Source organism: Mycobacterium sp. NGS35, from assembly GCF_059812855.1.
Genome location: NZ_JCALDL010000003.1, coordinates 181,426 through 200,458 on the forward strand (window position 1 = coordinate 181,426; position 19,033 = coordinate 200,458).

General features: G+C 68.1%; 23 protein-coding genes and 1 riboswitch. Of the genes, 9 read left to right on the forward strand and 14 right to left on the reverse strand.

The annotated features are described in order from the left end of the window. Positions 1-9 precede the first annotated feature (9 nt). Positions 10-651: a TetR/AcrR family transcriptional regulator gene (locus tag AC5Y4C_RS08435; RefSeq protein ID WP_499906769.1), complete on the reverse strand. Its 642-nt coding sequence runs from the start codon at positions 649-651 to the stop codon at positions 10-12. A 6-nt stretch (positions 652-657) separates the two neighbouring features. Further along, positions 658-1,050 carry an antibiotic biosynthesis monooxygenase gene (locus AC5Y4C_RS08440; RefSeq protein ID WP_499906767.1) on the reverse strand — a complete coding sequence of 131 codons (393 nt, stop codon included), beginning with the start codon at positions 1,048-1,050 and terminating at the stop codon, positions 658-660. A 76-nt stretch (positions 1,051-1,126) separates the two neighbouring features. Between AC5Y4C_RS08440 and AC5Y4C_RS08445 the strand changes: the two genes are divergently transcribed. Beyond that, positions 1,127-1,747 carry an NADPH-dependent FMN reductase gene (locus AC5Y4C_RS08445; RefSeq protein WP_499906765.1) on the forward strand — a complete coding sequence of 207 codons (621 nt, stop codon included), beginning with the start codon at positions 1,127-1,129 and terminating at the stop codon, positions 1,745-1,747. Here AC5Y4C_RS08445 and AC5Y4C_RS08450 read toward each other — a convergent pair. Genes AC5Y4C_RS08450 through AC5Y4C_RS08460 form a run of 3 tightly spaced genes read right to left on the reverse strand, consistent with a single transcriptional unit; the run spans position 1,730 to position 2,882 of the window. After that, positions 1,730-2,299 carry a class I SAM-dependent methyltransferase gene (locus AC5Y4C_RS08450; RefSeq protein ID WP_499906763.1) on the reverse strand — a complete coding sequence of 190 codons (570 nt, stop codon included), beginning with the start codon at positions 2,297-2,299 and terminating at the stop codon, positions 1,730-1,732. The genes AC5Y4C_RS08445 and AC5Y4C_RS08450 overlap by 18 nt on opposite strands. A gap of 1 nt (position 2,300) precedes the next feature. Next, positions 2,301-2,726, reverse strand: a complete 426-nt coding sequence (locus AC5Y4C_RS08455) for a pyridoxamine 5'-phosphate oxidase family protein (RefSeq protein WP_499947801.1) — start codon at positions 2,724-2,726, stop codon at positions 2,301-2,303. Positions 2,727-2,759: 33 nt separating this feature from the next. Next, the gene (locus tag AC5Y4C_RS08460) at positions 2,760-2,882 is read right to left on the reverse strand and encodes a hypothetical protein (protein WP_499906759.1); all 123 of its coding nucleotides are present in this window, start codon (positions 2,880-2,882) and stop codon (positions 2,760-2,762) included. Between the two features lie 57 nt (positions 2,883-2,939). On the opposite strand from AC5Y4C_RS08460, the gene AC5Y4C_RS08465 reads away from it, so the two are divergent. Next, positions 2,940-3,926 carry an LLM class F420-dependent oxidoreductase gene (locus AC5Y4C_RS08465; RefSeq protein ID WP_499947800.1) on the forward strand — a complete coding sequence of 329 codons (987 nt, stop codon included), beginning with the start codon at positions 2,940-2,942 and terminating at the stop codon, positions 3,924-3,926. On the opposite strand, the gene AC5Y4C_RS08470 is transcribed toward AC5Y4C_RS08465, so the two are convergent. Beyond that, complete coding sequence (locus tag AC5Y4C_RS08470) at positions 3,923-4,942, reverse strand: NADP-dependent oxidoreductase (RefSeq protein ID WP_499947799.1); 1,020 nt, start codon at positions 4,940-4,942, stop codon at positions 3,923-3,925. The two genes, AC5Y4C_RS08465 and AC5Y4C_RS08470, sit on opposite strands and share 4 nt — an antisense overlap. Positions 4,943-5,075: 133 nt before the next feature. On the opposite strand from AC5Y4C_RS08470, the gene AC5Y4C_RS08475 reads away from it, so the two are divergent. Next, positions 5,076-6,449: an HNH endonuclease signature motif containing protein gene (locus tag AC5Y4C_RS08475; protein WP_499947797.1), complete on the forward strand. Its 1,374-nt coding sequence runs from the start codon at positions 5,076-5,078 to the stop codon at positions 6,447-6,449. Between the two features lie 22 nt (positions 6,450-6,471). Here the strand turns inward: AC5Y4C_RS08475 and AC5Y4C_RS08480 are convergent, their stop codons facing one another. Together AC5Y4C_RS08480 and AC5Y4C_RS08485 are read right to left on the reverse strand one after the other, a co-directional pair. Then, positions 6,472-8,121: a DNA repair helicase XPB gene (locus AC5Y4C_RS08480; RefSeq protein WP_499906753.1), complete on the reverse strand. Its 1,650-nt coding sequence runs from the start codon at positions 8,119-8,121 to the stop codon at positions 6,472-6,474. Between the two features lie 27 nt (positions 8,122-8,148). Further along, positions 8,149-10,401 carry a helicase-associated domain-containing protein gene (locus AC5Y4C_RS08485; protein WP_499961601.1) on the reverse strand — a complete coding sequence of 751 codons (2,253 nt, stop codon included), beginning with the start codon at positions 10,399-10,401 and terminating at the stop codon, positions 8,149-8,151. A 65-nt stretch (positions 10,402-10,466) separates the two neighbouring features. Between AC5Y4C_RS08485 and AC5Y4C_RS08490 the strand changes: the two genes are divergently transcribed. The 4 genes from AC5Y4C_RS08490 to AC5Y4C_RS08505 are packed head-to-tail and all read left to right on the forward strand — an operon-like array spanning position 10,467 to position 12,047. Beyond that, positions 10,467-10,661, forward strand: coding sequence for a hypothetical protein (locus tag AC5Y4C_RS08490; protein ID WP_499906749.1), 195 nt, complete (start codon positions 10,467-10,469; stop codon positions 10,659-10,661). 8 nt (positions 10,662-10,669) lie between these two features. Further along, the gene (gene moaC, locus AC5Y4C_RS08495) at positions 10,670-11,152 is read left to right on the forward strand and encodes a cyclic pyranopterin monophosphate synthase MoaC (protein WP_499961602.1); all 483 of its coding nucleotides are present in this window, start codon (positions 10,670-10,672) and stop codon (positions 11,150-11,152) included. Beyond that, the gene (locus AC5Y4C_RS08500; protein WP_499961604.1) at positions 11,149-11,625 is read left to right on the forward strand and encodes a MogA/MoaB family molybdenum cofactor biosynthesis protein; all 477 of its coding nucleotides are present in this window, start codon (positions 11,149-11,151) and stop codon (positions 11,623-11,625) included. Before moaC ends, AC5Y4C_RS08500 begins: the two co-directional genes overlap by 4 nt. Continuing rightward, on the forward strand, positions 11,622-12,047 hold the full coding sequence (locus AC5Y4C_RS08505; RefSeq protein WP_499961605.1) for a molybdenum cofactor biosynthesis protein MoaE: 426 nt from the start codon (positions 11,622-11,624) through the stop codon (positions 12,045-12,047). Before AC5Y4C_RS08500 ends, AC5Y4C_RS08505 begins: the two co-directional genes overlap by 4 nt. Positions 12,048-12,053: 6 nt before the next feature. Here the strand turns inward: AC5Y4C_RS08505 and AC5Y4C_RS08510 are convergent, their stop codons facing one another. From AC5Y4C_RS08510 to AC5Y4C_RS08525, 4 genes are all read right to left on the reverse strand, one after another. Then, positions 12,054-13,118, reverse strand: coding sequence for a transglycosylase family protein (locus AC5Y4C_RS08510; RefSeq protein WP_499914044.1), 1,065 nt, complete (start codon positions 13,116-13,118; stop codon positions 12,054-12,056). 9 nt (positions 13,119-13,127) lie between these two features. Then, a riboswitch (cyclic di-AMP (ydaO/yuaA leader) is annotated at positions 13,128-13,294 on the reverse strand. Positions 13,295-13,527: 233 nt separating this feature from the next. After that, positions 13,528-13,797, reverse strand: coding sequence for a MoaD/ThiS family protein (locus AC5Y4C_RS08515; RefSeq protein ID WP_499906737.1), 270 nt, complete (start codon positions 13,795-13,797; stop codon positions 13,528-13,530). 1 nt (position 13,798) lies between these two features. Continuing rightward, positions 13,799-14,860, reverse strand: coding sequence for a GTP 3',8-cyclase MoaA (moaA, locus tag AC5Y4C_RS08520; RefSeq protein ID WP_499961606.1), 1,062 nt, complete (start codon positions 14,858-14,860; stop codon positions 13,799-13,801). Further along, positions 14,857-15,249 carry a YccF domain-containing protein gene (locus tag AC5Y4C_RS08525; RefSeq protein ID WP_499906733.1) on the reverse strand — a complete coding sequence of 131 codons (393 nt, stop codon included), beginning with the start codon at positions 15,247-15,249 and terminating at the stop codon, positions 14,857-14,859. The genes moaA and AC5Y4C_RS08525 overlap by 4 nt, the downstream gene beginning before the upstream one ends. Before the next feature lie 175 nt (positions 15,250-15,424). On the opposite strand from AC5Y4C_RS08525, the gene AC5Y4C_RS08530 reads away from it, so the two are divergent. Beyond that, entirely contained in the window at positions 15,425-15,835 is a 411-nt protein-coding gene (locus AC5Y4C_RS08530) for a cold-shock protein (protein WP_499914049.1), read from the forward strand. An 82-nt stretch (positions 15,836-15,917) separates the two neighbouring features. Further along, positions 15,918-16,928, forward strand: coding sequence for a glutathione S-transferase family protein (locus tag AC5Y4C_RS08535; RefSeq protein ID WP_499961608.1), 1,011 nt, complete (start codon positions 15,918-15,920; stop codon positions 16,926-16,928). Here AC5Y4C_RS08535 and AC5Y4C_RS08540 read toward each other — a convergent pair. Both AC5Y4C_RS08540 and AC5Y4C_RS08545 read right to left on the reverse strand, forming a co-directional pair. Continuing rightward, a complete protein-coding gene (locus tag AC5Y4C_RS08540; protein ID WP_499906727.1) occupies positions 16,925-17,410 on the reverse strand; it encodes a DUF2771 domain-containing protein in 486 nt (161 codons plus the stop codon). The genes AC5Y4C_RS08535 and AC5Y4C_RS08540 overlap by 4 nt on opposite strands. Further along, on the reverse strand, positions 17,407-18,993 hold the full coding sequence (locus AC5Y4C_RS08545; protein ID WP_499914099.1) for an MFS transporter: 1,587 nt from the start codon (positions 18,991-18,993) through the stop codon (positions 17,407-17,409). Before AC5Y4C_RS08545 ends, AC5Y4C_RS08540 begins: the two co-directional genes overlap by 4 nt. Positions 18,994-19,033: the final 40 nt, after the last annotated feature.

The following is a 19,033-nucleotide window of genomic DNA, read 5'->3' on the forward strand; positions in this document are numbered from 1 at the left end:
TCGCGGCGCTCAGCGCCTGGAATCGCACCGAAATCGGACGCCGTAGCCGTGGAGGAACGTGCGCACACCGGCGCGCACCGCGCGGTGGCGTGCCCGGGTGGACATCGGGGGTCCGGGGCGGTCGACCACTCCTGCGGTGAGCGCGACAAGCTGGTGTGCGGCAAGGAGTTCCGCATGCTTGCCGGATGGGATGTCGAGCATTCCCGCCCGGGCGATGCGGCGCAGATGCACACCGATCTCGGCGCGCACACGTTCCGGACCGGCACGCTGCCATGCCTTGATGGTGTCGTCGGGAATGTGGGCGATGTCCGCGAGGACTTGCCGCACCAACGCGAAATGTGTTGCGGTCGCGGGGTCGGGCGCTGACCACACCATGCCGAACTCGACGAGGTCCTCCTCGAGATCGACGATGCGTGCGAGATGGCGGCGGACGATCTCGATCTGATGGTCGGCGGTGCGTTCGGCGCTGTCGATGATCACCGCGCGGAACAGGGCGGCCTTGTCGTCGAAGTGGTTGTAGATGGTTCTGGTCGAGACCCGGGCCTCGTCCGCAATAGCCTCGATGCTCGCGCGGCTGTAGCCGTCACGCGCGAACACCCGCAGCGCGCCGTCCAACAGATCGCGCTGTTTGTCGGGTCGTGGCGACGGCATCGGCGCTCAGCGGTCCGGCGTCACCGTGCGCACCGCCTTGAAGGCGGTCACGCGCTCCAGCGACGCACCACCTTGCGCGAGCACGCGAGCCGCTGGTTCGTCGGAACTGCGGCGCTGCAACCAGTTCGGGTCTTCGCCGCGATTCGCCGGCGGTGACTGTTGGTCGGGACTCTGGGTGGCCACGCGCCACTGTTGCTCTGAGGCCCAGCGCGCGACGTTCACCAAGCGCTTGCCGTCGGTGCTGACCAGAAGCGTCGCCGAAATGTATCCGTCACGCTCCGTGAAGGTTTCGGCAATGGTGTCGGCCAGGTCGTCGGCCAGTTTTTCGGCGTTTCGCGGGTCGGCGAGGTCGAACTCCACCAACACGGTCACCTCGCCGTCGGTAGTCGGTGTCGACATGCGTGTCCTCCTCGAAACTCGAACTACAATAGTCATTGTAATTGCTACAACAGATGTTGTAAGGAGGGCGATCCTGATGTCCGCCGAAACAGCCGCTCCGCTGCGCCTGGCGATCGTGGTCGGCAGCACGCGTCCGCGTCGGCGTGCCGCAATGGTCGCGGACTGGGTGGTGCAGTGTGCGCGTCGGCATTTCGAAGGACAGCCGGTCGAGGTCGAGCTGGTCGACATCGCCGACGCCGGGCTGCCGCTGCTCGACGAACCGGTGCCGGCCGCGATCGGCAGCTACAGCGGCGAGCACACACGCCGCTGGGCCGACACCATCGGATCCTTCGACGGGTTCGTGTTCGTGGTCCCCGAATACAACCACTCGATGCCCGCGGCGGTGAAGAACGCCGTCGACTACCTGTTCGCCGAGTGGAACGACAAAGCAGCCGGCTTCGTGAGCTACGGAATCGACGGTGGCACAAGGGCTGTCGAGCACCTGCGGCTCACACTGGCCGAAGTCAAGGTGGCATGTGTGCGCAGCCAGGTGTCGCTGGGGCTCTTCACCGACTTTCAGCTGGACGACGTCACGCAGCCAGGGCGGTTCACCCCTGCAGAGCATCGGGAGTCGGTGTTGCACCGCATGTTCGACGAAGTGGCGGCTTGGGCTCAGGCGTTGCGTGGACTGCGGAAGAACTCAGCGGCGCTGCAGTAGGTAGAAGCGCAGGTTCTTCGCCCATGATTCGTCGCCGCTCCGCACGAGCGTCCAGTCGTCGGCGAAGCGTCGTTCGATTTCGTCCTGTGCGATGCCTGGGACGGCGAAGGAGCCGCCCGGAGTGAACTCGATGAGTAGCAGGCGTGCCTGCGCAGCGGCCACTGTGGTGATTTCACGGACGTAGCTGTCGCGGTCGGCGTCGCTCATGCCGTGCAAGCAGCCGTTGTCGACGATCAAGTCGAACCTGGTGCCCAGGTTTTCGTCCGACAAGCGGGTTGCGTCGGCGTGGCGGAAATCGACGGTCACGTTGCGCTGACGGGCTTTTGCGCGGGCAGTCTCGACGGCCTTCGGAACGAAATCGATTGCGGTGACTTGCCATCCGTGCTCGGCAAGATAAATTGCGGTGTCGCCGGTACCGCAGCCGACATCGAGCGCAGAGCCGGGTGTAAGTTCAGCGACCAGCTGCTGCAGGCTGCTTGCAATCGGGTGGCCGTCCCACGGCGTGAATCCGAGCCGATAGAAGATCCGGAAGAGAGTGTGCCGCGAGCTCACGTCACGCCTCACCCAGATCCGCGGAGAGCCAGTGCTGCGGTTTGAGATAGATCGCCACACTGTCACCGTGCTCGCGGCGGGCGAACTCGAGATAGGGCTCGACCTTCTCGGGGGCCAGATAGCGCTTGGTCATCTCGACGAGCTGCTCGTCGGTGCCGGGCTCGATCCGGCTGACCGGACCGTCGACCGCCACGTACCGGACGGTGGGCTCCAGCCGCTCGACCATCAGCGAGAAGCACCCAGCCGCCTCGATCAGCCGGTGCTTGCGCGACCCCGTGCCCGTCAGCACCCACGGTTCGCCGCCCGGCGTGTACTGGTACCAGATCGGCACCGTGAGCGGTCCGCGATCAGCGCCCGCGCTCACCGACAAGGCCGCGATGTGCGGCTGGGCCAGGAATTCTTCACGTTCTTGCTTCGACAGCGCCATGCACAACAGGCTAGTCGCGGCCACGCGACGGACTCACTCATCAGGTGGCTTGCTGCGCGGCGGTCTGTTCAACCAATCTCGCAGGCGGAAAAGCTCTTCGATTACCAACCCCACCGCGAGCAGGGCCACGATTACGACGATCACGATGGTCAGCATGGGTTTCGCCTTCGACATCTAGGTATACCCGCCTGTGGGCACTTAGAGTCTGCAGGTATGCGTTTTGGGCTGTTCATCCCGCAGGGCTGGCGTCTGGATCTCGTCGGCATTCCGCCGGAGCAACATTGGGAAGTGATGGCAGGCCTCGCGCGCTATGCCGACGAGGGGGCGTGGGACTCGTTGTGGGTGTACGACCACTTCCACACCGTGCCGGTGCCGACGGCCGAGGCCACCCACGAGGCGTGGAGCCTGATGGCCGCGTACGCGGCGTCGACGTCGCGGATCAAGCTCGGCCAGATGTGCACGGCGATGAGTTACCGCAACCCGGTCTACCTGGCGAAGGTGGCCGCAACCGTCGACGTCATCTCCGGCGGCCGCGTGCAGATGGGCATCGGCGCCGGATGGTACGAACACGAGTGGCGCGCTTACGGCTACGGGTTTCCGTCAGCCGGTGTGCGACTGGCCCGGCTCGACGAGGGTGTGCAGATCATGCGCGACGCATGGCGTGACGGCACGGTGACGTTCTCCGGCAAGCACTACCAGTCCGACGGAGCGATAGTGCAGCCGAAACCGTTGCAGCCTAACGGTATTCCGCTGTGGATCGCCGGCGGTGGTGAGCAGAAGACCCTGCGGATCGCGGCCAGGTATGCGCAGTACACCAACTACACGCCCGAGCCGGAGGCGTTCAAGCGCAAGTCGGAGATCCTGGCCCAGCACTGCCGTGATGTCGGCACGGACTTCGACGCGATCGTGCGGTCGGCGAATTTCACTGGCGTACTTGGCGATTCGGAGGCAGACCTCAAAGATCGCATGAATCGGATCCGCGATCGCTTGGTTGCGCACGTCGGTGAGCAAGCGACCGACGCCATGCTTGCCGCGACCGGCACCGATGCCGCGACCGGAACACCCGAGCAGGTCATCGAAAAGCTGCGGTCCATCCGTGATCTCGGATGCGAGTATGCGATCGTGTACTTCCCCGAAGCCGCTTACGACCGCTCAGGCATCGAATTGTTCGAGCGCGAGGTGATCCCGGCGCTGAGTTAGGCCGTCGCAGGCTCGCCGACCTTGACCAGCGTCTTGCCGATGTTGGCCCCGGTGAACAGTCCGTTGAGCGCGTCGACGCAGGACTCGATGCCGTCGAAGATGGTCTGGCGGTGGACAAGTCGGCCCTCGTGCTCCCATTGGCGAAGCGCGGCGAAGGCTTCGTCGAAACGACCCCATTCGTCGAGCGCGTTGAACCCTTGCATCAGCGCGGTCCTGGCGAGCAGGTTGACGTAGTTGGCCGGGCCTGGGTGTTCGCCGGTGAGGTAGCTGGAGATGACACCGCAGAGGACCACCCTCGCTTTGTGCGCGAGCCGGCCGAGCACCGCGTCGAGGATCGGGCCGCCCACGTTGTCGAAGTACACGTTCACCCCGCGCGGGCAGTGTTGCTTGAGCGCGGCGGGCACGTCGTCGTGCTTGTAGTCGATGCAGGCGTCGAAGCCGAAGTCGTCAACCACGGCCTGGCACTTGTGCGGTCCGCCGGCGATCCCGACCACCCGGGCGCCCGCGATCTTGGCGATCTGGCCTGCGATCGACCCGGTGGCGCCTGCGGCTGCCGAAACCACGACGGTTTCACCGGATTGCGGCCGGCCGATGTCGGTCATGCCGAAGTAGGCGGTGGCGCCGGTGGGGCCGTACACCGACATGATCGCGAGCTGGTCGGTTTCGCCGGGGATCGGGGTGGTGAAGATGTCGTCGCGGATGAGCACGTACTCCTGGAAGCCGGTGAGCGTGGTGACGATGTCGCCGACCTGGTATGCCGGGCACCGGGACGCGACGACCTCACCGATGCCGGCTGCTCGGATGACCTCGCCCAGCTGCACGGGAGGCAGGTAGCCCGGTTGGTCGTTGAGCCACGTTCGGACGGCAGCGTCGATGCCGACGTAGGTGGTGCGGACCAGCGCCTCGCCGTCGGCGGGCTCGGGCGCCGGGACCGTGACGAGTTCGGTGTCGTCGGGCTGCACCAGTCCCGTCGGGCGGCGGCGCAGCACGATCTGGCGGTTCATCAGGTCAGCCACGAGGGTGAACCTACACGGGCTGCGCTAGCACAACGGCCTGACAAACCGCGGTCATTGAAACTGCTTTATTCACAGACCTTTTCAGCGGTGGATGACCGCGTGATGTGTCGGTCGTCGCGGCTATCATTCGACCATGCGTTCGAAAGCCGGGCGAGATGCGGTGTTCGCAGCCGTGGAACGGTACCGCGCCGCGGTGGCCGAGCTGGCGGAGGTGGCGCTGGACGGGCTGGCGCTGCCGGACCTGTGTGCGGTGCTCGATGCCGTGGAGTCGGGACGCTGTCGGCTACCGATCATCGAGCATCAGGCCATCAACCGGATCGCGGCGACGGCCGGCGCCGACCAGATCGGCCGGTCGTTGAAGAGGTATCTGGCCGAGCGGCTGCGCATCCGGCCCGCCGAAGCGGCCCGGCGCATCGCCGACGCCGAGATGCTCGGCGAACGGTCGACGCTGACCGGCGAGCGATTGGCGCCGGCGTGGGCGGGCACCGCTGCCGGGCAGCGCGGCGGGGTGCTCAACGCTGACCATGTGAGGGAGATACGCCGCTTCTTCCATCAACTTCCGGATTGGATCGACGAGTCGACCCGGATGCGTGCCGAAGCGGAGCTGGCCGGAGTGGCGGCGAAGTTTCGCCCCGACGAGCTCGCGGTGCTGGCCGACAAGCTCGCCGATTGCCTCAATCCCGACGGCATCTTCACCGACGCCGACCGGGCGCAGCGGCGCGGGCTGATTATCGGGCGCCAAAACACTGACGGAATGAGCAAGATCAGCGGGTGGCTCACGCCTGAAGCCCGCGCCGGCTTGGATGCCGTGCTGGGCAAGTGGGCGGCGCCGGCTATGTGCAATCCGGCGGACGAGTCCCCGACCGTGGACGGCAGCCCATCGGAAGAAGCGATCAAGCAGGATCACCGCAGCACCGCCCAGCGCAACCATGATGCGCTCGTGGCAATGTGTCGCAGCGTGCTGGCCTCTGGTCAGTTGGGGTCACATCATGGGCTGCCGGTCAGCATCGTGGTGTCGACCACCTTGCAGGAACTTGAATCCGCCGCCGGCCTTGCCCACACCGGGGGTGGATCGTGGCTTCCGATGGCCGATGTGATCCGCATGGCCAGCCACGCTCGTCACTACCTACGCATATACGACGAGCACACCAGCCGCGAACTGTATCTCGGCGAGACTAAACGCATCGCGTCCCCGGCACAGCGAATCGTGTTGCACGCCAAGGACCGTGGCTGTAGTCGCCCGGGCTGTACCGCACCCGGCTACCTGTGCGAGGTGCATCATGTCACCGAGTGGGCCAAGAGCCATCGCACCGACATCGACGATTTGACCTTTGCGTGCGGGCCCGACCACAAGCTGCTCGACGAACAGGGCTGGACCACCCACAAGAACGCCGACGGCGTCACCGAATGGCTGCCGCCGCCGCATCTCGACTTCGGCAAACCGCGCACCAACGGGTACTGGCACCCCGAGCGGTACTTTCGACTCGGAGACGACGATGACCCTTAGCGTGCTGCAGTCGCGCGGACCCTCAGATCGCCGGGCCCAGCAGGTCGTCGGCGTCCTTGATCACATATCCGTAGCCTTGCTCGGCCAGGAACCGCTGCCGGTGTGCGGCGTACTCGGCGTCGAGGCTGTCGCGGGCCACCACCGAGTAGAAGTAGGCGCCGCCACCGCCGGCCTTCGGCCGCAGCAGCCGGCCCAGTCGCTGCGCCTCTTCCTGGCGTGACCCGAACGTGCCCGAAACCTGAACGGCTACAGAGGCTTCCGGTAAATCGATGGAGAAGTTCGCCACCTTCGACACCACCAGCGTCGACACCTCGCCGTTGCGGAACGCGTCGAACAGGGCCTCGCGTTCGGCGGTCTTGGTGGAACCCTGGATCACCGGTGCGTCGAGTTCGGCGCCCAGCTCCTCGAGCTGGTCGAGGTATGCCCCGATCACCAGCCGCTGGTCGTCGGGGTGCTTGTCGAGGATCGACTTGACGACCGCGATCTTCGAATGCGCCGTGGAGCACAGCCGGTAGCGTTCCTCGGGTTCTGCGGTGGCGTACAGCATCCGCTCATTGTCGGTGAGCGTCACACGCACCTCGATGCACTCCGCCGGAGCGATCCAGCCTTGCGCCTCAATGTCTTTCCATGGCGCGTCGTAGCGCTTCGGCCCAATGAGAGAGAACACGTCGCCCTCGCGGCCGTCCTCGCGGATCAACGTCGCAGTCAAGCCCAGGCGGCGCCGTGACTGAAGATCCGCCGTCATCCGGAACACCGGCGCGGGCAGCAGATGCACCTCGTCGTAGATGATCAAGCCCCAGTCTCGGCTGTCGAACAGCTCCAGGTGCCGGTAGGCGCCCTTCGACCGGCGCGTCATCACCTGATAGGTCGCGATCGTGACGGGCCGAATCTCTTTGCGCTCGCCCGAATACTCGCCGATCTCCTCTTCGGTCAACGACGTGCGGGCGATCAGCTCGCGCTTCCACTGCCGGCCCGCCACCGTGTTGGTCACCAGGATCAGCGTGGTGGCACCGGCCTTGGCCATCGCGGCCGCGCCGACCAGCGTCTTGCCGGCGCCGCACGGCAGCACGACCACGCCGGAGCCGCCGGCCCAAAATGACTCGGCGGCCACCTCCTGGTAGTCGCGTAAATGCCAGCCCTCCTGGCGCAGGCTGATCGGGTGGGCCTCGCCGTCGACGTAGCCCGCGAGGTCCTCGGCGGGCCAGCCGATCTTGAGCAGCATCTGCTTGATGTGGCCACGTTCGCTGGGGTGGACGATCACCGTGTCGTCGTCGATACGCGCGCCCAGCATTGGCTGAATCTTCTTGTGGCGCAACACCTCTGCCATCACCGCGCGATCCAGGCTGACCAGCGTCAGCCCGTGCGCGGGATGCTTGACCAGCTGCAGCCGCCCGTAGCGCGACATGGTGTCGACGACGTCGACCAACAACGCCTGCGGCACCGCATACCGCGAATAGCTGACCAGCGCGTCGACCACTTGTTCGGCGTCGTGGCCTGCGGCACGGGCATTCCACAGCGCCAGCGGCGTGATTCGGTAGGTGTGCACATGCTCGGGTGCGCGTTCGAGCTCGGCGAACGGGGCGATCGCCGCGCGCGCCTCGTTGGCGAGTTCGTGGTCGACTTCGAGCAGCACCGTCTTGTCGGACTGCACGATCAGGGGTCCGTCGGTCATTTCACCCATTATCCGTCGTCTACCGACTTATCCGTCGTCCACCGACACCACAGAGGTGACGCGGTGCACGGCGAAGTCGCGCACCCGGCCCGACGCCAGGTCGAACGCCACCAGCTGGCCGCCGCGCACGCTGATCGGCGACACCACCCGCTGGGTGGCCACCCCCGCCGGGTCGACGTAGCCCATCACCACCGAGGCCTGGTCACGCACGGCCTGCTGCAACAGCAGCACCGCGGTGCCGGCGTCGACGCGCACCGCGGGCGCAGTGGCCGCGACTTTGCGCAGCATCGCGACGATCGCTTCCAGGGTCTGCGGGGCAAGCGGCGGCGGGCTGCGGTACGGCCGACGCTGCGGGACGTCAGTCACTCTGGCTCCGCGCGGCCGCAGGTCGACGACCGCCCCCGTGGCGTCCTCGGCCGCCGGCGCGAACCCGGCGTCGCGCAACGCTTTGAGCACGTCGGCGATCGGCGCCTGCGCCACGGCGACCGTCGGGGCGAGAAGCCGCAATTGCACCGTCTCGGCCAACGGTGCAGCGGCCACTTGGGCCAGCAGCGCGGTGTCGTCGCACCGCACAAACGACGCAGCGACACCCACTCGCAGCTGACCGTGGCGGCGCGCCACGTCGTCGATCAAATAGGTAAGTCCTTGCGGCACAGGGGTTTTGGAGTGCTCGCGAAAGAAGGCATGCAGCCCCGCGGCTGTGCGGCCGACGTCGAGTGCCCGCCGGATCGATGCTTCGGAAATCCGGTAGACCATCGCGGCGCCGGCCGACTCGACGGTGGCGACTTCCGCCAACTGGTCGGACAGCTCGCGGCGCAGCGGACCCGGCACCACCACGGTCAAGTCTGCCTGCACCAGGAAGTGGTCGATCGGCGCGGGCAGGATGCGCTTCATCGCGGCGACGGTCTCGTCCTCGGACGCGCCGGAAATCAGCGCCCGCGCCGGCGACGTCAACGCCCCCCGGCCCACCAGCCCGAGCGCGGTGGCCTCCTCCAGCAGATCGGCGACCGGTCCAGGTTGCAAACGCAGCGCCCACCGCGGCCGCCGCCACAGCAGCAATCGCGACGCCTCCGCGGCATCGAGGCCCGCTCCCTCGGGCAAGTCGGCCAACAGCGACAGCAGCAGCCGACGGTCCAGCGGGGCCGCGGTGGAAAACAGTGCCTGCGACAGCGCGGCGATCGGCTTGTTGTCCGGCCCGCGGCGGCCCGCCAGGCTCGGACGCGACGCCAGCTCCAGCCACGTCGTCGCCAACAGGTGCCAGCGCTGCGCGGGCGGCGACTCGACGAAGCGGTCGGCCTGCACGGTGGGTGCCCAGTACGGTCCGTCGCCGTCGAGCGGTTCTGGGTGCGGCATGCCGGACACGATCAGCCCTGCAGACGCCGCAAGCTCGAGAAGCAGCCCGAGCCGCTGCTCGGAGATGCCGGTCACCTTGGCGAGCCGCTTCACCTCACGCACTCCGAGTCCGCCGCTGCGCAGCTCGGGAACCGGTGCGGCGCCGAGGGTTTCGACCAGCAGCTCGATCTCGCGCAGCATATCCAGCACCGCGCCGGCAGCGGCCGCGTCGACGTCGACCATTGAGGTCGAACGCACCGCGGGCGTCGGCTCCATAAGGCTCACCGGCCCCGGCTCTTCACCGCGCAGTACCTGTCCGACCACTCGCGGCAGGATCACGGTCTCGTCGTCGACCTGCCGCAGCAACCCGGCCGCCAGCAGCCGCTGCACCGGCCGGTCCGGTGGAGTGCCCGGCGCCGCGTCGCGGGTGCGACCCACCGGCGAGCCGGACACCAGCCGGTCCAGCAACTGGCGCTGCGCATCGTCGAGCCCGTCGACCGCGCTGATGATGTCGTGGGCGTCGCGTATGTCCTGCTCCAGCGTTACCTGACCGGGATGCCAGGGCAGCGCCGCGGGCGCCTCGGCAACCACTCGAAGGTTTCCCTCGCCCCACACCAGCGCGCGGTCGGTCAGCTCCTGCAGAGCCTCGGAGAGCGCGTTCAATGGCACGCGGTCACTGAGCAGCGCCGCCACCTTGGCTGCGGACACCGGCGCCGCGTCGGCCTGCAGCACCAGCAGCGCATCGAGCACGGCCAGCGTCAGGAAGTCCAGGTCGTCGCCGGCGGCCCTCACCGACTGGCGCGCCTGGGCCCGCGCTGCCAACGCGGCGATACTGCCCGGAGGCGGTTGGGTGAGGTGGGGGCGCAGTTGCAGCAGTCGGACCAGCCGGTCATCGGGCAGGTCGGCCAGCCAGGCACCCAGCGGCAGGCGCGGGGTGTTGTTGCTCATTGCTGACCAGCCTAAAGCAGCCGGTCAGTGTCGCGACGCGCCGTAACGCCTGTCAGAATGGGGCCGTGGCAGACAACAAATCCGCGAAGAGTCGATACGTCGATCCCGGCTGGCCGACCCTCGACGGCGACAACGACCACGCCGTCAGCGAGCTCGCTGCCGACCGCACCGGCGCGTTGTCGCCGTTCGGGGACGTCACGTTTCCCCTGCCCGCCGACGAGCTCCCGTACACCCATCCGGTGACGGTGGTCAACAAGTAGCTGGGCCCATGAGCGCTTCCGGCGCCGGCCGACTCTCGCACCTCGACGAACGAGGAGCGGCGCACATGGTGGACGTGACCGCCAAGGCCGTCACCAAGCGCACTGCGGTCGCGGCCGGAGTGTTGGTGACGACGCCGGAGGTGGTCGGGTTGATCTCCACCGGCGGCCTGCCGAAGGGTGACGCGCTGGCGACCGCACGGGTAGCCGGCATCCAGGCGGCCAAGCGCACCAGCGAGTTGATCCCGCTGTGCCATCAGCTCGCGCTCACCGGCGTGGACGTCGACTTCGAGATCGGCCCGTCGAGTATCGAGATCACCGCGACTGTGCACAGCACCGATCGCACGGGCGTCGAGATGGAAGCGCTGACCGCCGTCAGCGTCGCGGCCCTCACCCTCTACGACATGATCAAGGCCGTCGACAGGGCCGCGCGCATCGACAACGTGCGGGTGCTGCACAAAGCAGGCGGGCGCAGCGGCAGCTGGACCAGATGACGCGGTCGGCTCGAGTGGTGATTGCGTCCACGCGCGCCGCGGCCGGAAGATACGAAGACCGTTGCGGCCCAATCATATTCGACTGGCTCACGCAGCGCGGCTTCACCGTGCCGCCGCCGGCGGTGATGCCAGACGGCGACGCCGTGGGTGCGGCTTTGCGCGCCGCGGTCGCCGATACCGTCGACGTGGTCATCACTTCGGGAGGCACCGGGATCTCACCTACCGATGCGACACCCGAGCAGACGGCTGCAGTGCTCGACTACCAGATCCCCGGGCTGGCCGACGCGATCAGGCGCTCGGGGCTGCCGAAGGTGCCGACGTCCGTGCTGTCGCGCGGGTTGTGCGGGGTGGCCGGCCGCACGCTGGTGGTCAATCTGCCGGGCTCACCCGGCGGCGTCCGCGACGGCCTCGCGGTGCTCGCCGACGTGCTGGATCACGCGCTGGACCAGCTGCGCGGAAAGGACCACGGATGACAGAGGTTCTGCGCGCCGAGATCACCGAGCAGCCCGTCGACCTCGCCGAGCACGAAGCGCTGGTGGCGCATGCCGCGGCCGGCGCGGTGGTGGGTTTCGCCGGCGTGATCCGCGACCACGACGCCGGCCGCTCGGTGACACGGCTGCAGTACTCGGCGCATCCGTCCGCTCCGGACGTGCTGGCCGAGGTGCTCGCTGACATCGCCCGCGACAGCCCCGGCGTGCGCGCGCTGGCCGCCAGCCACCGCGTCGGCACGCTGACCATCGGTGACGCGGCGCTGGTGGCTGCGGTTGCCGCCGACCATCGCACCGCCGCGTTTCAGACGTGCGCCAAGCTGGTCGACGCCATCAAGGCGCGGCTACCGGTGTGGAAGCACCAGTTCTTCGCCGACGGCAGCGACGAGTGGGTCGGTTCGGCCTGACCTGTCTTAGCCGGCAGCCGGGGTCGGCGCGTCCGCGGGCGCGGCCTGCTGGGCGAGCCCCAGCAGTGCGTCGTTGAGCGCGATGTCCTGGTTGCTGATCGCGCCCCACAGGTCCTTGAGGTAGCCAGAGCCGGCGCCCTGCTGCAGGATGCCTTGCGGCAGCGTGGGCAGCTTGCCGTCCGTCATGAACTGGTTGGCGGCGTCGTAGGCCGGAGCCGGGATATCCGCCGGCAGCGGTGCGGGCGGCGCCGGGTCGGCCGGAGCGAGCGGCACCTCGAGCGAGGTCTGCTCGATGACGGCCGAGTCGGGCGCAGCGACGCCCAGGGCCTCGCCGGCGGGCGGCGTGTCGACCGCAGCCGCGGCGTCGACGATCACGCCGTCGGTAGGCGCGGGCACCTGGTCCACGGCCGGCAGCACGACATCTGCCGGTGCGACGGGTGCGTCGACCGTCTCGATGACCGGCTCGGGAGCCGGGGGCGCTTCGGGGGCCGGCGGAGCTTCGGGCGCGCGCGGCGCCTCAGGAGCCGGCGGTGCCTCGTTGACCGGAGCAGGGGCTTCGGGCGCGGGCCCGGCGTCAGCGGCCGGTGCCTCGGGAGCCGGTGCCTCGGGAGCCGGGGCCTCCGGGGCGGGCAACTGACCCTCCGGCGGCGTGGCTGCGTCCAGCGTTTGCACCTGGTTGGCCGTCCGCGGCGTGACACTGCGCTGGCTGGCGCCGGACAGGCCGGTGCCGCACACGGGCCAGGCGCCGCGGCCCTGACGGGCCAGCACACGCTCCGCGACCGCGATCTGCTGCTCGCGGGTGGCCATGTGCGCCGACGGGGCGAACTCGCTGCCTCCTGCGGAACTCCAGGTGCTCGGCGAGAACTGCAGACCGCCCTGGTAGCCGTTGCCGGTGTTGATCGACCAGTTGCCGCCGGACTCGCAGCGGGCGACCTGGTCCCATTCGCCGTCGGTGGCCGCGGCCGCGTGGGCGCTCAGCGCCAGGCCGCTTCCTCCGATGACTGCGCCCGTGAAGGCGACTTTCGCGACGTTGATGTTGGATTGCGTGGGCTTGCGATGCCGTCCACTCATGCGCGAGTTTCGTCCTCTCTACATGCGCCTGCGGAGTCAGCTGTCGGGTTCGGGCAAGAGAGGTCGCCCGGCCGGAAGAACCGGCTTCACCCCAAGGAGCCGCGTGGGCTCCGGGTCCGTGTCGGTGGACCGATTGGGTCCCCCGCCTCCATCCACGGTGTCGTCGTGTCCTTCCCTCACGGATGGAGCTCGGCGCGAAAGGGAAGGAGGGCCAACCGCATTGGGGTGGGCCGGCCTGCGCAAGACCGTAACGGTTTACGGGAAATTCGTCACCTTCAGGCGCCTACGGCGTTTCGGTCCCCGGCAAACGGGAAAGCCCCAAGAAGGGACGGCGTACCTGCAGGTCGCTTGCGGCCGACACCGCCCCGAAGCCAATCTGTGACTATTCCGTGATGTGACGGAAATCACGTCAGCCGCCGGCAAACGGCGGCAGCACATCCACGGTCTGCCCTGCGCGAAGCTGCAGCGACGGGTCGCGCACCGCCACCCCGTCGCACAGATACGAACACCGTGCGAGCACGGCGGCCAGTTGGGGATCGCGCGCTGCGAGGGTGTTCGTCAGACTGGCGACAGTCACCCCGGGATCCACGGCGAGCACTTCGGCTTCCATGCCAGCGGCGGCCTGCGCGGCCCCGAAGTAGCGGACCGTCACCTGGATCGTCGTCGTGACGTCGGTCATCTCAGCCGCCGATCGCGCTCATCGGTCGTGCCGGTTGCACAAAGCTGGGGTCGTTGATCCCGTGGCCGGCCGCCTTCGCCCACATCGCCGCACGCCACGCGGCCTCGATCTCCGCGTCGTCGGCACCGCCGCGCAACAGTCCGCGCAGGTCGGTCTCGTTGCGCGCGAACAGGCAGTTGCGCACCTGTCCGTCGGCGGTCAACCGGGTGCGGTCGCAGGCGGCGCAGAACGCGTGCGACACCGACGCGATCACCCCGACCGTCGCAGGGCCGCCATCGACCAGCCACAGCTCCGCCGGCGCCGAGCCGCGCGGCCCAGGGTTGGCTGCAAGCGTGAAATGGCGCCGCAGTGCGGTCAGGATGTCGTCGGCCGTCAGCATCTCGCCGCGGCTCCAGCGATGATCGGCATCCAGCGGCATCTGCTCGATGATCCGCAGCTGATAGCCGTGCTCCAGGCAGAACCGCAGCAGCGCGACGGCGTCGTCGCGGCCGGTTACCGGATCGAGCACCGCGTTGACCTTCACCGGATCCAGTCCCGCGGCGCGCGCGGCCGCGAGTCCGTCGAGCACGTCAGGCAGCCGGTTGCGCCGGGTGATCGCCGCGAACCGGGCGGCGTCGACGGTGTCCAGCGACACGTTGATTCGGTCCAGCCCCGCGGCGGCCAGCCGCTCGGCGCGCGTCGCGAGGCCGATCCCGTTGGTGGTCAGCGTGATCTCCGGCCGGGGCCGCAGCTCGGCCGTCGCCGCGATGATCTCTTCCAGGTTCTTGGACAGCAGCGGCTCACCGCCGGTGAATCGCACACTGGTGATGCCGAGACGCGTGACCGCGATCTGCAAGAGGCGCAGCAGTTCGTCGGGCCGCAGCAGCCGTTCGGCCGGCATCCAGTCCAGGCCCTCGGCAGGCATGCAATAGGTACATCGCAGATTGCAGCGGTCGGTCAGCGAGACCCGCAGGTCGGTGTGGACGCGGCCGAAGCGGTCGACGAGCGGTCCGTCGGCGGGGGCGTCGCCAGCGGCCGCTCGGTGCGGGCGCACCGACGGCAGACCGAGGGCGGTGACCGTCATATCCACGACCTCGCGTCGTCGGCCGGCACGATCTCTTTGCCCAACGGCACCAGCGAGATAGGGATCAGCTTCAGGTTGGCCAGCGCCAGGGGGATGCCGATGATCGTGATCGCCTGCGCGATCGCGGTCGCGACGTGACCGATCGCCAGCCACACGCCGCACAGCACCAGCCAGATGATGTTGCCCACCAGCGCGCCGGTGCCGGTGCCGGGCTTGTCGACGATCGTGCGGCCGAACGGCCACAAGGCGAACAGCGCAATCCGCAGGGCGGCGAAACCGAACGGGATCGTGATGATCAGGACGAAGCAGATGACGGCCGCGAGCAGATATCCCAGCGCCAGCCACAGGCCGCCGAAGAGCAACCAGATGACGTTCAGTATCAAGCGCATGGTATCGGCTCTTCGCCCAAGCGGCTCATCAGTTCCTCCAGGGGGTTTCCCCAGCCTACCGACCAAACGGGGCTGCTTCGCGCTGGGTGAGCCGAGTAGGATTTGCTCATCGCGTCCTGCGACTGTGCGGGGCGCGATCTTTGCGAGTGACCGTCGAGACAAGCAGGTGAGACAAGTGCCGACCGGCAGGGTGAAGTGGTATGACCCGGAGAAGGGCTTCGGCTTTTTGTCCCAAGAGGACGGCGAGGACGTCTACATCCGCTCGTCTGCGCTGCCCGCCGGCGTCGAGGCGCTCAAGTCCGGCCAACGGGTGGAGTTCGGTGTGGCGACGGGGCGGCGAGGCCCGCAAGCGTTGAGCCTGAAGCTGATCGACCCGCCGCCGTCGCCGCTGCGCACGCGTCGGGAAGCGGCACAGCACGAGCACAAGCACACGCCCGACGAATTGCACGCCTTGGTCGAGGACATGATCAAGCTGCTGGAGGGCAAGGTGCAGCCGGAACTTCGCAGAGGCCGCTATCCGGACCGCAAGACTGGCCACATGGTCGCGGAGACGCTCAAGCGGGTAGCACGCGAACTGGACGCCTGACCGCGCGCCGAGTGGTGACTCGAGGCATGGCCGCGACGGGGAGGCGTGGATTAAGCCGGCACTCGCCGGGCATCCTGAAGCCATGGCAGCCTATGTCGCCAGTGGCGGCGAGTTCGAACGCGACACCGACTACATCACCACCCGCATCACGGCCGACGGTCGTGACGGCTATCCGGTGGAGCCCGGCCGCTACCGGCTGATCGTCGCGCGGGCGTGCCCGTGGGCCAACCGGGCCATCATCGTGCGCCGGCTGCTTGGTCTGGAACCCGTGCTGTCCATTGGCTTTTGCGGTCCCACGCACGACGAGCGCAGCTGGACCTTCGACCTGGATCCCGGTGGCGTCGACCCGGTGCTGAAGATCCCGCGGCTGCAAGACGCCTACTTCAAGCGGTTTCCGGACTACCCGAAAGGCATCACAGTTCCGGCAATCGTCGACGTGCGCACCGGTGAAGTGGTGACCAACGACTTCGCCCAGATCACGCTCGATCTGTCCACCGAATGGCGCCAATACCACCGCGACGGCGCTCCCGACCTGTACCCCGAGCCGTTGCGCGACGAGATCGACGAGGTTGCCCAGCGCATCTACACCGAAATCAACAACGGCGTGTACCGCTGCGGGTTCGCCGGGTCACAAGAAGCCTACGAGCGGGCCTACGAGCGGCTCTTCACCGCGCTGGACTGGGTGTCCGAAAGACTCAGCCGCCAAAGGTTTTTGGTGGGCGACACCATCACAGAGGCCGACGTGCGGCTGTTCACCACGCTGGCCCGGTTCGACCCCGTCTACCATGGCCACTTCAAGTGCAACCGCCAGAAGCTCTCGGAGATGGCGGTGCTGTGGGCCTACGCCCGCGACCTGTTCCAGACCCCCGGCTTCGGTGACACCATCGACTTCGTCCAGATCAAGCAGCACTACTACATCGTCCACAAGGACATCAACCCGACGGGCATCGTGCCCAAGGGGCCGGACCTCGCCAACTGGCTGACGCCGCATGGTCGAGAAGAGCTGGGCGGCAGGCCTTTTGGTGACGGGACACCGCCTGGTCCGCCGGCGGAAGGGGAGCAGGTGCCGCCGGGTCACACACCGCTGGGCTAAGCCCAGGCCGTCCGCACCGACCATTCGGCGTGCGGCATCGGGAACAAATCACCCTTCTCGTCGGACACCAACGTCAGAATCTGCACCACCACCCGATTCAGCCGCCCCCCGGCGGCGCCGACGGTCGGGATCGTCACCGCCAGGCGGGAATTCGGTCGGAAGACCTGCAGCGAGGTGTCGCGCGGATCGTCGTAGAAGGCCCGCAGCAGCCACGGCGTGCGCCCGATCGAGGGCGGCACCGACAGCTGCACCACATTGCGGTCGTCCACGGCCAATTCGCCTTGGGCTCCGGCATTTTCGCAGTCGTTGAGGTCGATCGGACTGCAGTACCGATACGGTCCCACCCGAGCCAGCTGGCCGCGCGAGTAGGCGCTGATCTCCGGTCGCGCCGGCGGATGGCCGCGCACAACAAGCCAAATGCCAACGGCGACAACGCCGCACACCACGATGACGGCGCCTATCGCCGTCAGGGCGCGGGTCACTGCGGTGTTGCCATCGCGCCGGCAGGCGTGCTGCCTTCCTGCTCCGCGACCACCGGCCGGTTGCCGCCGAAGCCCGGGATCAGCGAGTCGCCGCGATAGCTCACGATGGTCTGCGCCAGGCCGAGAATCAGAAACGACGAGATCGCGGTGAACCCGACACGCAGATCGGTGTACACCAACACGCCCGTCGCGCCGCCGGCCACCCAGGCCAGCTGTAGCAGCGACTCCGAACGCCCGAATGCCGACGCCCGCGACTGCTCCGGCAGATCGTCCTGCAGCGACGCGTCCAGCGACGCCTTGCCCACTGCGCTGCAGCCCGACGTCAACAGCGCCGCGATCGCGGTGAACAGCAGGTTGCCGAAGAACGCCGCCGCCAGTGCGGCGACAGTGACGATGATCGTGCAGCGCACCACCAGAATCGACGGCCGGCCCAACTTCAGCCGCGCGCTCAGCCCGTTGCCCGCGAAGTTGCCGACGGTGGCCGCTGCCCCGATCAGCCCCAGCATGGCCACCTGCTCCAGCCCGGTCGCGTCGTGCGACTTGGCCCAGAACGCCGGATACAAGAACAAGAACCCGACCATCATCTTGATCGTGACGTTGCCCCACAGCGACGTGATGATGTTGCGGCCCAACGGCTGTCGCGGCTTGGCCCGCTTGGCAGGCCGGGGTTCGCGGTCTCGGCGCAACGGCGCGCTGTGGCTGTGGTAGGTCAGCGTGGTCGGCACCTCACCCGCGGTGACCTCCACCCAGCGGGGAATCTGCATCGACAGGTAGGCGCCGATGACCGTGACGACGACGACCACGAACAGCGCGCCGGGCAGGCCGAACAGCTTGGTGAAGACGTACTCGACACCCGCGGCGATGCCGCCGCCGACGATCGTGCCGCCGATCAACCCGAACACCGTGAGCCGGGAGTTCACCCGCACCAGGTCGATGGTCGGCGGCATCACCCTCGGTGTGACCGCGCTGCGCAGCACACTGAACGACTTGGACATCACCATCATCAGCAGCGCGCACGGGTACAGCACCCACGGCGGGAAGCTGCCGCTGGCGCCGTCGTAGTTCGCGATGAGGATCACCGCCAGCGCGGTCCGGAAGGCGAACGACATGGCCAGCGCGACACGGCGCCCGTGCTGCAGCCGGTCCAGCGCCGGACCGATGAGCGGAGCGATCACCGCGAACGGCGCGATCGTGATGAGAAGGTACAGCGCCACCCGGCTTTTACTTTCGGCCGACGCGGCCGCGAAGAACAGTGTGTTGGCCAGTGCGACGGCCATCGCGGCGTCGACTGCGAAGTTGGCCATCACCGGGTAGGTCAACGCGGTCAGGCCGGACTTGTCGGCGCCGTCAGCGGTGGCCGCCCGATGGAACAGCCCGTACATTCGCACACCCATTTCCCGGCTGCGCATCGCAGCTGCCCGGGTCACGGTGACCTTCTGCCCGTCGGATACTCCGGAGCGAGGCGGAGGCGAATACCCCTGGCCTGCCGGCTCGTCCAGCGGCGGCAGATACCGGTTGCCGCTGGGCATCGATGACCGCGAAGCCCGGCGGTACGGCACGCCGTCGGTGGGGTAGTTGGCCATGCCGGGATGTTCGTCGGCGTCGGGAGCCGGCCGGGGTGGG

Bases quoted from the DNA above. Each gene is read 5' to 3' on its own strand.
- AC5Y4C_RS08515 (WP_499906737.1), bottom strand. From the start codon at position 13,797: ATGACCGACGTCACGACGACGATCCAGGTGACGGTCCGCTACTTCGGG.
- AC5Y4C_RS08480 (WP_499906753.1), bottom strand. From the start codon at position 8,121: ATGACCGACGGACCCCTGATCGTGCAGTCCGACAAGACGGTGCTGCTC.
- AC5Y4C_RS08440 (WP_499906767.1), bottom strand. From the start codon at position 1,050: ATGTCGACACCGACTACCGACGGCGAGGTGACCGTGTTGGTGGAGTTC.
- AC5Y4C_RS08475 (WP_499947797.1), top strand. From the start codon at position 5,076: ATGCGTTCGAAAGCCGGGCGAGATGCGGTGTTCGCAGCCGTGGAACGG.
- AC5Y4C_RS08455 (WP_499947801.1), bottom strand. From the start codon at position 2,726: ATGGCGCTGTCGAAGCAAGAACGTGAAGAATTCCTGGCCCAGCCGCAC.
- AC5Y4C_RS08465 (WP_499947800.1), top strand. From the start codon at position 2,940: ATGCGTTTTGGGCTGTTCATCCCGCAGGGCTGGCGTCTGGATCTCGTC.
- AC5Y4C_RS08535 (WP_499961608.1), top strand. From the start codon at position 15,918: ATGGCAGCCTATGTCGCCAGTGGCGGCGAGTTCGAACGCGACACCGAC.
- AC5Y4C_RS08460 (WP_499906759.1), bottom strand. From the start codon at position 2,882: ATGCTGACCATCGTGATCGTCGTAATCGTGGCCCTGCTCGCGGTGGGG.
- AC5Y4C_RS08525 (WP_499906733.1), bottom strand. From the start codon at position 15,249: ATGCGCTTGATACTGAACGTCATCTGGTTGCTCTTCGGCGGCCTGTGG.
- AC5Y4C_RS08500 (WP_499961604.1), top strand. From the start codon at position 11,149: ATGACGCGGTCGGCTCGAGTGGTGATTGCGTCCACGCGCGCCGCGGCC.
- AC5Y4C_RS08435 (WP_499906769.1), bottom strand. From the start codon at position 651: ATGCCGTCGCCACGACCCGACAAACAGCGCGATCTGTTGGACGGCGCG.
- AC5Y4C_RS08485 (WP_499961601.1), bottom strand. From the start codon at position 10,401: ATGAGCAACAACACCCCGCGCCTGCCGCTGGGTGCCTGGCTGGCCGAC.
- AC5Y4C_RS08510 (WP_499914044.1), bottom strand. From the start codon at position 13,118: ATGAGTGGACGGCATCGCAAGCCCACGCAATCCAACATCAACGTCGCG.
- moaA (WP_499961606.1), bottom strand. From the start codon at position 14,860: ATGACGGTCACCGCCCTCGGTCTGCCGTCGGTGCGCCCGCACCGAGCG.
- AC5Y4C_RS08545 (WP_499914099.1), bottom strand. From the start codon at position 18,993: ATGGCCAACTACCCCACCGACGGCGTGCCGTACCGCCGGGCTTCGCGG.
- AC5Y4C_RS08505 (WP_499961605.1), top strand. From the start codon at position 11,622: ATGACAGAGGTTCTGCGCGCCGAGATCACCGAGCAGCCCGTCGACCTC.
- AC5Y4C_RS08445 (WP_499906765.1), top strand. From the start codon at position 1,127: ATGTCCGCCGAAACAGCCGCTCCGCTGCGCCTGGCGATCGTGGTCGGC.
- moaC (WP_499961602.1), top strand. From the start codon at position 10,670: ATGAGCGCTTCCGGCGCCGGCCGACTCTCGCACCTCGACGAACGAGGA.